This window comes from Streptomyces sp. NPDC028419 (assembly GCF_055565515.1).
Map to the genome: position 1 here is coordinate 73018 of NZ_JBVHUE010000019.1, position 15927 is coordinate 88944.

A 15927-nucleotide genomic window follows, 5' to 3' on the forward strand; every position below is an offset into this window, starting at 1 on the left:
GCCCGTCACGTAGCTCGATCGGGTACATGCCTCGGGGTTTGCGAGACTGGGACGGTGAAGAGCCCAGCCCCCGCACCGCGGGTCATCGCCGTCGTCGGCCCCACGGCAGCCGGAAAGTCCGATCTGGGCGTCGCCCTGGCCCGTCGCTACGACGGAGAAGTCGTCAACGCCGACTCCATGCAGCTCTACCGTGGGATGGACATCGGGACCGCCAAACTGACGACCGAGGAGCGCGGTGGAGTCGTCCACCGGCTCCTGGACGTCTGGGACGTGACGGAAACGGCCAGCGTGGCCGAGTACCAGCGCCTCGCGCGCATCGAGATCGACCGGCTGCTCGCCGAAGGGCGCACCCCCGTCCTCGTCGGCGGTTCCGGGCTGTACGTCCGCGGAGCCCTCGACGCGATGGAGTTCCCCGGGACCGACCCGGAGGTCCGGGCCCGGCTGGAGGAAGAGGCCACCCTGCGGGGCCCCGGCGCCCTGCACGCCCGCCTCGCCGCCGCCGACCCGGCCGCCGCCCTCGCGATCCTGCCGAGCAACGGCCGACGGATCGTCCGGGCACTGGAGGTCATCGAGATCACCGGGCGCCCGTACACGGCGAACCTGCCCGGCCACGAGTCCGTCTACGACACCGTGCAGATCGGGGTGGACGTGGCCCGGCCCGAGCTGGACGAGCGGATCACCCTGCGCGTGGACCGGATGTGGGAGGACGGCCTGGTCGAGGAGGTGCGGGCACTGGAGGCCCAGGGGCTGCGCGAGGGGATCACCGCCTCCCGGGCGCTCGGCTACCAGCAGGTGCTCGACGCGCTGGCGGGCCGCTGCACCGAAGCGGAGGCCAAGGCCGAAACGGTCCGCGCCACGAAGCGGTTCGCCCGCCGCCAGGACTCCTGGTTCCGCCGGGACCCACGGGTCCACTGGCTCAGCGGAGCTGCCCTGGACCGGGCGGAACTCCCCGGACTCGCGCAGTCGTTGGTCGAACGGGCGGTCACAGCCTGATCACGTGATGGCATCGGGACGCTCCGGGCGCCTGTTCGGGGCCCGGGGCCGTGCCATCATCAAACTCCGGCCGGTGTCGACACCGGCGGTGATCGACAACGTACGAAGTCCGAGTGGGGAGGGCGCGTGGCGATGGAGGCCGGCCCTCGAGACACCGGGCGGGAGCGCGACCGGCAGGAAACGGATCCGGTCCTTCCTGACGGACTCGGCCTGCCCGCCGAACCCGTCCGGCTGACTCCCGACGGCCCGGACGGCCCCGACGCGCTGGTGGGCCTGTCCGCACTGGACGGCGGCCTGGACGCGGCCGACGCCGCGGCCGCGCAGGCCCCCGAGTTCGAGGTCGAACTGCGCCCGCAGCGCCGCCTGCGGATCTGGCAGATCGCGCCCATCGTGATGCTGGCCGCCGCCGGATCCCTGATGTTCGCCTTCCCCCTCGCCTTCGAGTTCGGCGACGGCGGCGCCGTCGTCGCCATGCTCGGCCTGCTCATCAGCTCCTGCGCCGGGGGCTGGGGCATGATGGCCGCCCGCCGCGTCGGCTACACCTGGCCGGGGCTCCCGGCCCGCGGCTCCGGCCGCCGCCCGAACTGGCGCATCGCCGCCCTCTACGCGCTGGTCGTCCTCGGCCTGGTCGCGCTGGCCGTCCTGCGCGTGGCCCGGCTCCGCTGACGTCCTGGGCGGCGCGGGTTTGTACGATGTGGAGGTGACCACCTCCACCGCGCCGCTGGCGTTCCTCAAGGGCCACGGGACCGAGAACGACTTCGTGATCGTCCCGGACCCGGACAACGCCATCGACCTGCCCCCCACGGCCGTGGCCCGGCTCTGTGACCGTCGCGCCGGGATGGGCGGCGACGGGGTGCTGCACGTGGTGCGCTCCGCCGCGCACCCCGAGGCGCGGTCGATGGCCGACGAGGCCGAGTGGTTCATGGACTACCGCAACGGGGACGGCTCCATCGCGGAGATGTGCGGCAACGGCGTCCGCGTCTTCGCCCGCTACCTCCAGCACGCCGGCCACGTCGAGGCGGGCGACCTCGCCGTCGCCACCCGCGGCGGCGTCAAGCACGTCCACCTCCACAAGGACGGCGCCGTCACCGTCTCGATGGGCCGCGCGGCGCTCCCCGAGGGGGAGGTCACCGTCACGGTCGGCCCGAAGAGCTGGCCCGCGCGCAACGTGAACATGGGGAACCCGCACGCCGTCGCCTTCGTTGATTCCCTCGACGACGCCGGGAATCTGTTCACCGCCCCCGCCTTCGGCCCGGCGTCCGCCTACCCGACGGGTGTCAACGTCGAGTTCGTCGTCGACCGCGGCCCCCGGCACGTCGCCATGCGCGTCCACGAGCGCGGCTCCGGCGAGACCCGCTCCTGCGGCACCGGCGCCTGCGCGGTCGCCGTGGCCACCGCCCGCCGCGACGGCGCCGACCCGGCCGTCACCGGCGAGCCGGTCACGTACACGGTCGACCTGCCCGGTGGCACCCTGCTCATCACCGAACACCCCGACGGCGCGGTGGACATGACCGGACCCGCCGTCATCGTGGCCGCGGGCGAGTTCGATCCGGCCTGGCTCACCGAAACGGCTTTCGGCTAGAGGTTCCCTCTAATGGGTGATCCATTTCACGCTGTGCGAGAGCTGGACTGCGCCACGTGGTGGGGTCGGTAGCATCAGGCACCGGCCCTGAGGGCTCACCCCATGCCCACCACCGCCGGTCGAAGCCGCCGGAGGTGCCCATGAGTGCAGAGGCCACGAACCCCGACGCACGACCCGAGTTCCGCAGACGTGGCCGGACCCGGCTCGATCTGCTCCGACTGGGACGCGCTGCCCTGCTGGGGCCGACGTCCCGGGACCGGCTCCCCGACGCCATCGGTCACGTCGCCGAAGCCCACCGCGCCCACCACCCGGACGCCGACCTCTCCGTGCTGCGCCGGGCCTACATGCTGGCCGAGAGCTCGCACCGCGGCCAGATGCGCAAGAGCGGCGAGCCCTACATCACCCACCCCCTCGCCGTCACCCTGATCCTGGCCGAACTGGGCGCCGAGACCACGACCTTGACGGCCTCGCTCCTCCACGACACCGTCGAGGACACCGAGGTGACCCTCGATCAGGTCCGCCAGGAGTTCGGCGACGAGGTCTGCTTCATCGTCGACGGCGTCACCAAGGTCGAGCGGATCGACTACGGCGCCGCGGCCGAACCGGAGACCTTCCGCAAGATGCTCGTCGCCACCGGCAACGACGTCCGCGTCATGTCCATCAAACTTGCCGACCGGCTGCACAACATGCGCACCCTCGGCGTGATGCGCCCGGAGAAGCAGGTCCGCATCGCCAAGGTCACCCGGGACGTCCTCATCCCGCTGGCCGAGCGGCTCGGCGTACAGGCCCTCAAGACCGAGCTGGAAGACCTCGTCTTCGCGATCCTCCACCCCGAGGAGTACGAGCGCACCCGCGCCCTCATCGCCGCCCACGCGGGCGAGCGGGACCCGCTCCCCGGCATCGCCGACTCCGTCCGGGCGGTCCTGCGCGACTCCGGCATCCAGGCCGAGGTGCACATCCGCCCCCGCCACTTCGTCTCCGTCCACCGGATCTCCCTCACCCGCGGCGAACCGCGCGGCTCCGACTTCGGCCGCCTCCTCGTCCTCGTCGCCGAGAACGCCGACTGCTACGGCGTGCTGGGGGAGTTGCACACCTGCTTCACCCCGATCGTCTCCGAGTTCAAGGACTTCATCGCGGTACCCAAGTTCAACCTCTACCAGTCCCTGCACACCGCCATCGCCACCCCCGGGGGCAACGTCGCCGAGGTCATCGTCCGCACCCACCAGATGCACCGGGTCGCCGAGGCCGGAGTCGTCGCCCTCGGCAATCCGTACATGTTCGGCGAGGGAGCGGCCGCGAGCGCGCCGGTCCTGCCGGGGGCCCCGGGCGCCGCGGCCGAGGGCGAGGGCGAGGAGGAGCGCGTCGACCCCACCCGACCCGGCTGGCTCTCCCGACTGCTCGACTGGCAGCAGTCCGCACCCGACCCCGACACCTTCTGGAGCTCGCTGCGCGCCGAGTTGGCCCAGGACCGCGAGATCACCGTCTTCCGGGCCGACGGCGGGGGAGCCGACGGCACCATCAGCCTGCCGGCCGGGGCCACCTGTATCGACGCGGCCTACGCCCAGTACGGCGAGGCCGCGCACGGCTGTATCGGCGCCCGCGTGAACGGGCGCCTCACCTCCCTGGCCACCCGGCTGGCCGACGCGGACACCGTGCAGCTCCTGCTCGCGCACGACGCCTCCTCCGGGCCCGCCGCCGACTGGCTCGACCACGCCCGTACCCCGGCCGCCCGGATCGCCATCAGCACCTGGCTCCAGTCCCATCCCGCCGCCGTCAAACCGCCCACCGCCCCGCCCCGGGCACCGCTGCCGATGGTCAGCCTGCGACCCGGCGGGCGCAACGCCGTCGCCGATCTGCCGGACGCGCCCGTCCGGCTCGCGGGGTGCTGCACGCCGGTGCCGCCCGACTCGGTGGCCGGCTTCGTCGTCCGGGGCGGGGCCGTCACCGTCCACCGGATCGCCTGCCCGGCCGTCGAACAGATGCGCTCCGTCGGTCGGACCTCGGTCGCCGTGCACTGGCGGGCCACCGCCGACTGCCGGGTGACGCTGCTCGCCGAATCGTTCGGGCGACCGCACCTGCTGGCCGACCTGACCGAGGCCATCGCCCACGAGGGCGTCGAAGTCATCTCGGCCACCGTCGAAGCCCCCATCGAACAGCGCGTCCGGCACACCTACACCCTGCACCTGCGCGACGCGACCGGGCTGCCGGGGCTGATGCGGGCGATGCGGGACGTGCCGGGGGTCTACGACGTGAGCCGCGTGTAGCGCGGCCGCGGGCGGTGCGCCGGCGAGGAGGGCGAGCGAGGAGGGGCGAGGGGGCCGAGGGGCCGTTCGGCCGGGGATCCGGAGCCACCCCTTCGGGTGGGCCCGTCCGGGTGCGCGACGCGTCGCACGGGAGCGGGCGGCGGGCGCTGGTATGGGGTGGGGATGCGCCTCACCTCCCCCCGCCTGCGCGCCGCCCTGCTCGGCGCGGCCTCCCTCACGCTCGTCGCCGCCGTCCTGCCCCCGCCGCAGGCACTGGGCATCGGTGACCGGCTCTTCCCCCAGCTCGGCAACCCCGGCTACGACGTCGACTCGTACGACCTCTCCTTCACCTACAAGGACAACCGCACCCCGCTCGACACGGTCACCGTCATCACGGCCCGCACCCACACGAAGCTGGACCGGGTCAACCTCGACTTCGCCCGCGGCACGGTCCGCTCCGCCGAGATCAACGGCAGGCCCGCGCCCTTCGCCACCGCGGGGGAGGACCTCGTACTGACCCCCGAGCGCCCGCTCGCGGCCGACGAACCGCTGCGCATCACCATCCACCACACCAGCGACCCGCGCGGCGGCGGGGACGGAGGCTGGGTCCGCACCGCCGACGGCCTGGCGATGGCCAACCAGGCGGACGCCGCCCACCAGGTCTTCCCCTGCAACGACCACCCCTCCGACAAGGCGCTCTTCACCTTCCGGATCACGGCTCCGAACGGCACGACCGCCGTCGCCAACGGGCTCCCGGTCCTCACGACCGACCGCGCCGCCGCCGGCGCGACCACCTGGACCTACCGCACCGTGCACCCCATGGCGACCGAGCTGGCCCAGGTCTCCCTCGGGGCCTCCGCCGTGCTCCGTCGCGAGGGACCGCACGGCCTGGAGCTGCGGGACGTGGTGCCGGCCGCGGACAAGAAGCTGCTGGAGCCCTGGCTGAAGAAGACCCCGGCCCAGATGGAGTGGATGGAGAAGCGGGTCGGCCGCTACCCCTTCGAGACGTACGGGGTGCTGATCGCGCACGCGAGCACCGGTTTCGAGCTGGAGACCCAGACCCTCTCGCTCTTCGAACGCGGGATCTTCACCGACCCCGGCTACCCCGAGTGGTACGTCGACTCGATCATGGTCCACGAGCTGGCCCACCAGTGGTTCGGCGATAGCGTCACCCCGCGCACCTGGTCCGACCTGTGGCTCAACGAAGGACACGCCACCTGGTACGAGGCCCTGTACGCCGACGGGCTCGGCAAGTACTCCCTGGAACGGCGGATGCGCGAGGCGTACCAGCGCTCCGACCAGTGGCGGGCCGAGGGCGGCCCGCCGGCCGAGCCCAAGGCGGCGGCGCCGGGCGAGAAGATCGGCCTCTTCCGGCCGGTGGTCTACGACGGCGCGGCCCTGATCCTCTACGCACTGCGGCAGAAGATCGGCACACCGGCCTTCGAGGACCTGGAGCGCCGCTGGGTGGGCGGGCACGCCGACCAGGTCGTCGGTACGGACGACTTCGTCCGGCTGGCGTCGCAGGTGGCGGGCGAGGACCTCACCGCCTTCCTCCAGCCCTGGCTGTACGCCAAGACCACCCCGCCGATGCCGGGGCACCCGGAGTGGAGCGCGTCGAAGACCACCTGAGGGGCGCGGGAGCGGGCGGGCGGCCCGAAAAGGGTGTGACTGCCGGGGAACGGGCATGTCACCATCGACGGGACGGGGATTGCCGACGCGGCCGCCGGTCCGGGGCCCCGTAGGGAATCTCCCGCCCGTGTGACACGTTGTACGTACGGCCGGGAGCCCTGCCCGCACCCACGGGCCGGACACCGGCGAAGAACCATCCGAAAACGACGTAAGGATCCAATGACCTCCTCTTCTTCCCCTTCCCAGGACGCGCAGGACTCGCCCGAGGCGAAGGACGCGCAGAGCTTCACCGAGAGCCTTCGGGCCGATGCCCTGATGGAAGAGGACGTCGCCTGGAGCCACGAGATCGACGGCGAGCGCGACGGCGAGCAGTACGAGCGCTCCGAGCGCGCGGCACTGCGCCGCGTCGTCGGCCTCTCCACCGAGCTCGAAGACGTCACCGAGGTCGAGTACCGCCAGCTCCGTCTGGAGCGCGTGGTCCTCGTGGGCGTCTGGACGACCGGCACCGTGCGGGACGCGGACAACTCCCTCGCGGAGCTGGCCGCCCTCGCCGAGACGGCGGGCGCCCTCGTGCTCGACGGCGTGATCCAGCGCCGCGACAAGCCCGACCCGGCCACCTTCATCGGTTCCGGCAAGGCGCGCGAGCTGCGGGACATCGTCACCGAGACCGGCGCCGACACCGTCGTCTGCGACGGCGAGCTCAGCCCGGGCCAGCTCATCGCCCTCGAAGACGTCGTCAAGGTCAAGGTGGTCGACCGGACCGCGCTGATCCTCGACATCTTCGCCCAGCACGCCAAGTCCCGTGAGGGCAAGGCGCAGGTCGCGCTCGCGCAGATGCAGTACATGCTGCCGCGCCTGCGCGGCTGGGGTGCCTCGCTCTCCCGCCAGATGGGCGGCGGCGGTGGTGGCGGCATGGCGACGCGCGGTCCCGGTGAGACCAAGATCGAGACCGACCGGCGCCGGATCCGCGAGAAGATGGCGAAGATGCGCCGCGAGATCGCGGAGATGAAGACCGGCCGCGACATCAAGCGGCAGGAACGGCGCCGCAACAAGGTGCCCTCGGTCGCCATCGCCGGTTACACCAACGCGGGCAAGTCCTCGCTGCTCAACCGCCTCACCGGCGCGGGCGTCCTGGTGGAGAACGCACTGTTCGCCACCCTCGACCCGACCGTGCGCCGGGCCGAGACGCCGAGCGGCCGGATCTACACCTTGGCCGACACCGTCGGCTTCGTCCGGCACCTGCCCCACCACCTCGTCGAGGCCTTCCGCTCCACGATGGAGGAGGTCGGCGACTCCGACCTCATCCTGCACATCGTGGACGGCTCGCACCCGGCGCCGGAGGAGCAGCTGGCGGCGGTGCGCGAGGTCATCCGCGAGGTCGGCGCCGTCAAGGTGCCCGAGATCGTGGTCATCAACAAGGCGGACGCCGCGGACCCGCTGGTCCTGCAGCGACTGCTGCGCATCGAGCGGCATTCCATCGCCGTCTCGGCCCGCACGGGCCAGGGCATCGAGGAACTGCTCGCGCTCATCGACCGCGAGCTGCCCCGGCCCGAGGTCGAGGTGGAGGCGCTGGTGCCGTACACCCGCGGCGGACTGATCGCCCGGGCGCACGCCGAAGGCGAGGTCATCTCCGAGGAGCACACCCCGGAGGGCACCCTGCTGAAGGCGCGGGTCCACCAGGAACTGGCGGCGGACCTGGCTCCGTACATCCCCGCCAAGCACTGAGACCGCACCACCGCGGTACCGCACACACAGAGAGGGAGGGCCCCCGCGTCGCGGGGCCCTCCCTCTCTGTGTGCCTACGTGCACTTGCCTACTTGAACTTCGCGCTCACCGCGTCGAAGACGCCCTTCGCCTCCGGACCCAGCCGCGGACCGGCCAGCCAGCCGGCCTTGACCGGGCCGACGGAGGTGTTCGACACCAGCGCGCGCTTGCCGTCGGCGCCGGTGGCGACCCAGCCGCCGCCCGAGGAACCGCCGGTCATGGTGCAGCCGATGCGGTACATCACCGGGGCGGAGGAGGCCAGCGAGTAGCGGCCCGGCTTGTCGCTGCATTGGTAGGCCTTCTGCCCGTCGAACGGGGTGCCCGCCGGGAAACCGGTCGCCGTGATGCTCGCGACCTTGCCCACGGCCGGTGCGTTGAAGTCCACCGGAAGGGCCGAACCGACCGTCTCCTCCAGCGACTTGCCGGCGCCGCCCTCGGGGGTCACGTGCAACACCGCGAAGTCGTACGGGGCGCCCGCGCCGCCGGTCGGACCGCCCTGGGCGATCCACTGGTCCGAGGTCTGCGCCCAGTCGCTCCACCAGACGCCGAAGGGAGCCACCTGCTCCCGGCTCGCGCCCTTGAGCTGCGCCGAGGACTTGCCGGAGTTGTTGTAGGAGGGCACGAAGGCGATGTTGCGGTACCAGCCGCCGCTCTTGCCCGCGTGCACGCAGTGGCCGGCCGTCCAGACCATGTTGGACTTGCCGGGGTGCGCCGGGTCCTTGACCACGGTCGCCGAGCAGACCATCGAGCCCTCGGGGCCGTCGAAGAAGACCTTGCCGGCCTCCGGCACGCTCTGGTGGAAGGGCGGCGCGGCCGCCTTCGCGGTGACCGGGGCGGGCGTGGGGTCGGTGACGCCCTGGTCCTTGCCGAGGTCCGGGTCGGTGACCGGGCGCTCCGCCGGGACGTCGGCCTCACGCATCCGGTCCGGGTCCCACAGGCCCGCGATGATCGGGTTGATGTAGTCGCCCGCCTCGCGGAGCCAGTCCTCCCTCTTCCAGTTCTTCCACTCGCCCCCCTTCCACTTGTCCATGTCGATGCCGTGCTGCTTGAGCTTGTCCTTCAGCTCGTCAGGAATCTTGATGGTGTCGGATCCGGCGGGGAGGCTCGCCGCTGCGGTCGGCTTGGCGTCGCCGCCGGCCTCACCGTTGCCGGGTCCGCAGGCCGCGGCGGTCAGCGCGAGCGCGGCCGCGCACAGTACGGCGGTGACCGGTCGGTTCGGTCGTCGCATGTCGTGAATCTCCCTGGGTGGGTCGAGGCGTGGAGTGCAGGCCCCCACTATGCCGATGTACTGGGGGACGACACCGGGCGGGGCGGTGGTTGCGGCCCGGACGGCCCCTGCCCGCAAGGATCTTGGCGCTGCCCGTGATCCGCCGCCGTCACCGTCGTTGGTACGTACGGGGGATGGGGGAGCAGCGTTCGTGTTCGACACGCAATCCGCAGGAGCACCTGAGCAACCGGGCGCCCGTGCACGTGGCAGGGCGATCCAACTGGGAGGACCGACACCCGTGGCCTTGACCGAGTCGGCCGCGGCGGCGGAACGGACCGCCGCCGCACCGTCCATCGTCGTACCGTCCGTCGAGCCCGCGCCGCTCGTGCCCGAGCAGTGGGGGCGGGCGGTGCCCGCGGCGCCGTCCGCACCCCCGGGGGCCGCGGACGGTGGACCGGAGGGGATCCTGCGCCGGCAGTCGCTCCGGGAGTCCGCCGCCCGGACCTACGCCCGGGCGCTGCCCATCGTCCCCGTCCGCGCCCGTGGCATGACGATCGAGGGCGCCGACGGCCGCCGGTACCTCGACTGCCTCTCCGGCGCCGGAACCCTGGCGTTGGGACACAACCACCCGGTGGTGCTGGAGGCGATCCGCAAGGTCATCGACTCCGGGGCTCCGCTGCACGTCCTCGACCTGGCCACACCGGTCAAGGACGCCTTCACCACGGAGCTGTTCACGAACCTGCCGCCGGCGCTGGCCGCCGACGCGCGCGTCCAGTTCTGTGGACCGGCCGGTACGGACGCGGTCGAGGCGGCCCTGAAACTCGTCCGCACCGCGACGGGCCGGGACGGCCTGCTCGCCTTCACCGGCGCCTACCACGGCATGACGGCCGGCTCGCTGGCCGCGTCCGGCGGGGCCCGGGACGTCGAGGTGACCCGGCTGCCCTACCCCCGCGACTACGCCTGCCCGTTCGGCGTGGGCGGGCCCGAGGGAGCCCGGCTCGGGGCCCGCTGGACCGAGAGCCTCCTGGACGACCCCAAGAGCGGGGTGCCCGTGCCCGCCGGGATGATCCTCGAACCCGTCCAGGGCGAGGGCGGGGTCATCCCGGCGCCGGACGCCTGGCTGCGCCGGATGCGCGAGATCACCGCGGCCCGGGGCATCCCGCTCATCGCCGACGAGGTGCAGACGGGGGTCGGGCGCACCGGTGCCTTCTGGGGCGTCGACCACGCCGGGGTGGTCCCGGACGTGATGGTGCTGTCCAAGGCGATCGGCGGCAGCCTGCCGCTCGCCGTGATCGTGTACCGGGCGGAACTGGACGTCTGGCAACCGGGCGCCCACGCCGGCACCTTCCGCGGGAACCAACTCGCCATGGCCGCGGGCACGGCCACCCTGGCCCACGTCCGGAAGAACGGCCTGGACGCACGCGCGGCCGAGGTGGGCGACCGAATGCTCGCCGCCCTGCGCGCGCTGGCCGCCGACCACCCCTGCATCGGCGACGTCCGCGGCCGCGGCCTGATGCTGGGCCTCGAACTCGTCGACCCGGAAGCTCCCGACGCCCCGGTGGGGGACGGCGCTCCGCAGCTCGCCGCCGCCGTGCGCCAGGAGTGCCTGGACCGCGGTCTCATCGTCGAGCTGGGCGGGCGCCACTCCAGCGTCGTCCGGCTGCTGCCCCCGCTCACCATCACCGACGAGCAGGCCGTGGCCGTCCTGGACCGCCTCGCCGACGCCGTCACCGCGGCCGAACGCAACCGGCACCCCTGACCGAGCCTCCGCCGAACCGAGCCCGCGCAAGGAACTCCGTGACCTCCACTCCCGACCCCGCGCCGTACCAGCCCCAGGACCCGGCCGAGCACACCCCGCCCCCGGCCCGGGCTCCGGAAGCGGCACCACCGCAGGCAGCGGTGGCACCCCCGGCCACCGTCCCCCGCCAGAAGGACGGCATCCCCAGGCCTCCCCAGCCCCCGGCCGCGACCCCAACCGGCACCGGCACCGCGACCGGGACCGCGACCGGCACCGGGACCGCGACCGGCACGGAGCCCGCAGTCGGCACCGCCACCCGCACCAGCCCTGGCACCAGTACCAGCCCCGGCACCAGCCCCGGCACCGCCACCAGTGCCCGCCCCGGCCCACCCGGACCCGACCCGCTGGTGCTGCCCGATCTGCTGGACCACGCCGACCCCGCCATCGCGGCCGAGGCGGCGGCCGTGGAGAACCTGCTGCGCTGCTGGGTCCGCGAGAGCGGACTGGGCCGCCCCGTCGGCCCCCTCGGAACCCTGCTGCGCATCCCCCTTCCCGCCTCCGGCACGGCGTTGCTCGTCGCGGTCCGGCACTGGTCCCCGACGGGCTGGCACCGCTTCGCCCCCGCCCGGCTCGAAGGCGCCCCCGCCGACGCCCCCGCCCTGGACGCCGTCACCCTCGCCGGGCTCATCGCCCGCGAAGGCGGTGCGCGCGGTGGCGCCGACCTCGTCGGCCGGGTCGCCGACTCGGTGCGCCGCACCGCCGAGTTCGTCGCCGACCGGCGCACCCGCCCCGTGCCCCCCGCCCCCGTCTGCGGAGAACTCTTCCTCACGGCCGAGCAGTCCCTGCTGCTGGGTCACCCCCTCCACCCCACCCCGAAGAGCCGCGAGGGCCTCTCCGAGGCGGAGGTCCGCCGCTACTCACCCGAACTCCACGGCTCCTTCCCCCTGCACTGGACCGCTGTGGACCCCTCCGTCCTCGCCACCGACTCGGCCTGGACCGAACGCGGCCGTCCCGTCCCCGCCGAACGACTGCTCGGCCGCCTCGCCCCCGGTCTGCGGATCCCCGACGGCACCACCCCCCTTCCCCTGCATCCCTGGCAGGCCCGTGACCTCTTCCAGCGCCCCGCGGTCGCCGCCCTCCTCGACGCGGGACTCCTGCACGACCTCGGGCCGTACGGCGACCCCTGGTACCCGACCTCCTCCATCCGCACCGTCCATCGCCCCGGCGCCGCAGCGATGATCAAGCTGTCGCTCGGCCTACGCATCACCAACTCCCGCAGGGAGAACCTCCGCAAGGAGCTCCACCGCGGCGTCGAGGTGCACCGGCTGCTGCGCTCCGGACTGGTCGAGCAGTGGCAGGCGGTCCACCCCGGCTTCGACATCGTGCGCGACCCCGCCTGGGTCGCCGTCGACGCCCTGGACGGCACTCCCGTCCCCGGCCTCGACGCCCTGCTGCGCCACAACCCCTTCCGTCCGGGCGACGACGTCGTCTGCGTCGCCGCGCTCACCTCTCCCCGACCGTGGCCCGGCCGCACCACGATGCGCTCGCGCCTGGCCGACCTGGTCGCCCGCCTCTCCCTCGCCACCGGCCGGTCCACGTCGGCCGTCGCCGCCGAGTGGTTCCTGCGCTACCTCGACCACGTCGTCCTGCCGGTCCTCGCCCTCGACGCCCTCGCGGGCATCGCCCTCGAGGCGCACCAACAGAACACCCTGGTCCTGCTCGACGCCGAAGGCTGGCCCGTCGGCGGCCGCTACCGCGACAACCAGGGCTACTACTTCCGCGACTCCCACCGCGCGGAACTGGAGCACCGGCTGCCCGGCATCGGCGACGCCAGCGACACCTTCGTCCCGGACGCCGTCACCGACGAGCGCTTCGCCTACTACCTGGCCATCAACAACGTCTTCGGTCTCATCGGGGCCTTCGGCGCCCAACGGCTCGCCGACGAGCGGGTCCTGCTCGCCGCCTTCCGCCGCTTCCTCGGCAAGGCCGCCGCCCTCGGGCCGCTCCCGACCCAGCTGCTGGACTCACCCACCCTGCGGTGCAAGGCGAACCTGCTCACCCGCCTCGGCGGCCTCGACGAGCTCGTCGGCCCCGTCGACACCCAGTCCGTCTACGTCACCATCGCCAACCCCCTTCACGACTGACGCGGAGAAGAGCGCCATGCCCTCCACCGATGCCTGCTCCACCAATGCCGGCGCCACCAATGCCTGCTCCACCGATGCCGGGACCCTCGAACTGCGCCTCCCCGGCGGGCTGCTGCGGCTGCTCGCCGAAGCCGACCGCCTGGAGTCACCGGCCGCCTGGGGGGCCGCCGCCACGGCCTTCGGGGCCTTCCGCCTGGAGCCCGTACGCCTCGAACGCGATCTGGACCTGCTCGTCGCGTGGATGAACGACCCGGAGGTGGCGGCCTTTTGGGAACTCGCGGGCCCCGCCTCCGTGACTGCCGCGCACCTACGGGAGCAGCTCGACGGGGACGGCTCCAGCATTCCCTGCCTCGGCGTCCTCGACGGCACCCCGATGAGCTACTGGGAGATCTACCGGGCCGATCTCGACCCGCTCGCCCGGCACTACGCGGCGCGCCCCCACGACACCGGTATCCACCTGCTCATCGGAGACGGAACGAACCGGGGCAGGGGACTGGGCACCGCTCTGCTGCGGGCCGTCGCCGACCTCGTCTTCGAGAACCGTCCCCGCTGCACGCGTGTCATCGCCGAACCGGACATGCGCAACACCCCCTCCGTATCAGCCTTCCTCAACTCCGGCTTCCACTGCTCCGCGGAAGTCGACCTGCCCGAGAAGCGCGCCGCCCTGATGATCCGGGAGCGGGCCCTGCGCAATCTCCTCTGACCATAGAAACTCTGCGTCACGCAGGTAAGTTCCCGATCCCGAGGAGTCTTGTGCCGAATTTTCCCCCTGCCTCCGACTCCACCGACGCGGCGCTGGCACCGTCGCCCCAAGACCCGCGCACCCCGCCCGAACTCACCCGCTCGACCTGGGACTTCGCCGCGCGGCGCCTGCTGGCCAAGATGCTCGGCGAATTCGCCTACGAGGAGATCGTCCGGCCCCTTCCGGCCCCGGCCGCCGACGGCGACGCCTGGACGCTCACCCTGGACGACGGCAGCTCCCTCGGATTCCGGGCTCGTCGCCGCGCCTACGGCAGTTGGCAGGTCGACGCCACCACCATCACCCGCACGGCCGCCGCGCCCTCGACCGCACCGGCCGGCGCCTTCGGGGACCCGTACGGCTTCCTCGTCCTCGCCCGGGAACTCCTCGGTCTCGACGGCACCACCCTCGGCCACCTCGTCCGGGAACTGAGCGCGACCCTCGCCGCCGACGCGCGCATCGACCACACCGCCCTCACCGCCGACCTCCTGGCCGACCTCGACTACACGGATCTCGAAGGCCACCAGACCGGCCACCCCTGGCTCGTCCTCAACAAGGGCCGCCTCGGCTTCTCGGCCTCCGACGCCGCGGCCTGGACCCCCGAGGCCCGCACCCGCCAGCGGCTGCCCTGGCTCGCGGCCCACACCTCCCTCGCCGCCTACCGGGGCGCCGCCGGCCTGGAGGATCCCGCCCGGCTCTACTCGGCCGAACTGGACCCCGTCACCCGAGCCGCCTTCGACGGGGCCCTGCGCGACCGCGGACTCGACCCGCGCGGCTACCTCTACCTCCCGGTCCACCCCTGGCAGTGGGACGAGGTCGTCCTCCCCCTCTTCGCCCCCGCCCTGGCGTCCGGCGCGCTCGTGCCGCTGCCCGCGGACCCCGACGTACGCCTGCCCCAGCAGTCGATCCGCACCTTCCTCAACGTCACCCGGCCCGACCGGCACACCGTCAAGCTCCCCCTGGCCGTCTTCAACACCATGGTCTGGCGCGGCCTGCCCACCGACCTCACCCTTGCCGCGCCCGCGGTCACGGCCTGGATCCACTCCCTGCGCGACGCCGACCCCTTCCTGCGCGACGAATGCAGGGTCGTCCTGCTCGGCGAGGTCGCCTCCGTCACCGTGCGGCACCCCGTCTACGACGGGCTGCCCGAGGTGCCCTACCAGTACCGCGAGCTGCTCGGCGCGATCTGGCGCGAGCCGCTCGCCCGCCACCTCGCCCCCGGGGAGCGGGCCCGGACGCTCGCCTCGCTCCTGCACACCGACCCGCGCGGCCGGTCCTTCACCGCCGAGCTGGTCGCCCGCTCCGGCCTGCCCGCGAAGATCTGGCTGCAGCACCTCTTCGCCGCACTCCTGCCGCCCCTGCTCCGTTTCCTCTACCGCTACGGCACGGTCTTCTCGCCGCACGGAGAGAACGCGATCGTGATCTTCGACGAGCACGACGTCCCGGTCCGGCTCGCGGTCAAGGACTTCGTGGACGACGTCAACGTCAGCCGTGACCCCCTGCCCGAGCACGCCACCATGCCCGACGAGGTCCGCGCGGTCCTGCTCACCGAGCCCGCGGACTTCCTGCCCCAGTTCATCCACTCGGGACTCTTCGTCGGCGTCTTCCGCTACCTCGCGGCGATCTGCGAGGACCGGCTCGCCGTCCCCGAGCGTGACTTCTGGTCCCTCGTACGGGCGGAGATCCTCCGCCACCACGCCCGCTTCCCCGAGCTGAAGGAGCGGCACGAGCTGTTCGACCTGCTCACGGAGCGGATCGACCGGCTCTGCCTCAACCGGAACCGGCTCCACGAGGACGGTTACCGGGACCGTCCGAACCGCCCGCACGCCGTCGTCCACGGCAGCGTGCCCAATCCCCTGTACCCCTCGTGACCACTCGCCGGTGCGGT

11 protein-coding genes are annotated in these 15927 nt (G+C 73.0%); 10 read left to right on the forward strand and 1 reads right to left on the reverse strand.

From position 1 onward, the window contains the following. The first annotated feature begins 54 nt into the window (after window positions 1-54). The 6 genes from miaA to hflX all read left to right on the forward strand — a co-directional run bounded on the left by miaA (window position 55) and on the right by hflX (window position 8172). A complete protein-coding gene (gene miaA / locus ACZ4UB_RS22480; RefSeq protein WP_404016303.1) occupies window positions 55-993 on the forward strand; it encodes a tRNA (adenosine(37)-N6)-dimethylallyltransferase MiaA in 939 nt (312 codons plus the stop codon). Between the two features lie 132 nt (window positions 994-1125). Then, entirely contained in the window at window positions 1126-1659 is a 534-nt protein-coding gene (locus tag ACZ4UB_RS22485; RefSeq protein WP_468072658.1) for a hypothetical protein, read from the forward strand. Window positions 1660-1693: 34 nt separating this feature from the next. Continuing rightward, window positions 1694-2575, forward strand: coding sequence for a diaminopimelate epimerase (dapF, locus tag ACZ4UB_RS22490; RefSeq protein WP_468072546.1), 882 nt, complete (start codon window positions 1694-1696; stop codon window positions 2573-2575). A gap of 140 nt (window positions 2576-2715) precedes the next feature. Then, complete coding sequence (locus ACZ4UB_RS22495; RefSeq protein ID WP_468072548.1) at window positions 2716-4839, forward strand: RelA/SpoT family protein; 2124 nt, start codon at window positions 2716-2718, stop codon at window positions 4837-4839. A gap of 162 nt (window positions 4840-5001) precedes the next feature. Further along, on the forward strand, window positions 5002-6447 hold the full coding sequence (locus tag ACZ4UB_RS22500) for a M1 family metallopeptidase (protein WP_468072550.1): 1446 nt from the start codon (window positions 5002-5004) through the stop codon (window positions 6445-6447). Window positions 6448-6666: 219 nt separating this feature from the next. Next, window positions 6667-8172 (forward strand): GTPase HflX, encoded by a 1506-nt coding sequence (hflX, locus tag ACZ4UB_RS22505; protein WP_468072552.1) that lies wholly within the window; start codon window positions 6667-6669, stop codon window positions 8170-8172. A gap of 88 nt (window positions 8173-8260) precedes the next feature. Here the strand turns inward: hflX and ACZ4UB_RS22510 are convergent, their stop codons facing one another. Then, window positions 8261-9439 (reverse strand): trypsin-like serine peptidase, encoded by a 1179-nt coding sequence (locus ACZ4UB_RS22510; protein ID WP_468072554.1) that lies wholly within the window; start codon window positions 9437-9439, stop codon window positions 8261-8263. Between the two features lie 388 nt (window positions 9440-9827). Here ACZ4UB_RS22510 and ACZ4UB_RS22515 point away from each other — a divergent pair, with 388 nt between their 5' ends. Genes ACZ4UB_RS22515 through ACZ4UB_RS22530 form a run of 4 tightly spaced genes read left to right on the forward strand, consistent with a single transcriptional unit; the run spans window position 9828 to window position 15910 of the window. Continuing rightward, a complete protein-coding gene (locus tag ACZ4UB_RS22515) occupies window positions 9828-11177 on the forward strand; it encodes a diaminobutyrate--2-oxoglutarate transaminase family protein (RefSeq protein ID WP_468072660.1) in 1350 nt (449 codons plus the stop codon). A 38-nt stretch (window positions 11178-11215) separates the two neighbouring features. Further along, window positions 11216-13300, forward strand: coding sequence for an IucA/IucC family protein (locus ACZ4UB_RS22520; protein WP_468072556.1), 2085 nt, complete (start codon window positions 11216-11218; stop codon window positions 13298-13300). A gap of 16 nt (window positions 13301-13316) precedes the next feature. Further along, window positions 13317-14003, forward strand: a complete 687-nt coding sequence (locus ACZ4UB_RS22525) for a GNAT family N-acetyltransferase (RefSeq protein ID WP_468072558.1) — start codon at window positions 13317-13319, stop codon at window positions 14001-14003. A 50-nt stretch (window positions 14004-14053) separates the two neighbouring features. Then, a complete protein-coding gene (locus ACZ4UB_RS22530) occupies window positions 14054-15910 on the forward strand; it encodes an IucA/IucC family protein (protein ID WP_468072560.1) in 1857 nt (618 codons plus the stop codon). Window positions 15911-15927 lie beyond the last annotated feature (17 nt).

Bases quoted from the DNA above. Each gene is read 5' to 3' on its own strand.
- ACZ4UB_RS22485 (WP_468072658.1), top strand. From the start codon at position 1,126: ATGGAGGCCGGCCCTCGAGACACCGGGCGGGAGCGCGACCGGCAGGAA.
- ACZ4UB_RS22495 (WP_468072548.1), top strand. From the start codon at position 2,716: ATGAGTGCAGAGGCCACGAACCCCGACGCACGACCCGAGTTCCGCAGA.
- ACZ4UB_RS22500 (WP_468072550.1), top strand. From the start codon at position 5,002: ATGCGCCTCACCTCCCCCCGCCTGCGCGCCGCCCTGCTCGGCGCGGCC.
- hflX (WP_468072552.1), top strand. From the start codon at position 6,667: ATGACCTCCTCTTCTTCCCCTTCCCAGGACGCGCAGGACTCGCCCGAG.
- ACZ4UB_RS22510 (WP_468072554.1), bottom strand. From the start codon at position 9,439: ATGCGACGACCGAACCGACCGGTCACCGCCGTACTGTGCGCGGCCGCG.
- ACZ4UB_RS22525 (WP_468072558.1), top strand. From the start codon at position 13,317: ATGCCCTCCACCGATGCCTGCTCCACCAATGCCGGCGCCACCAATGCC.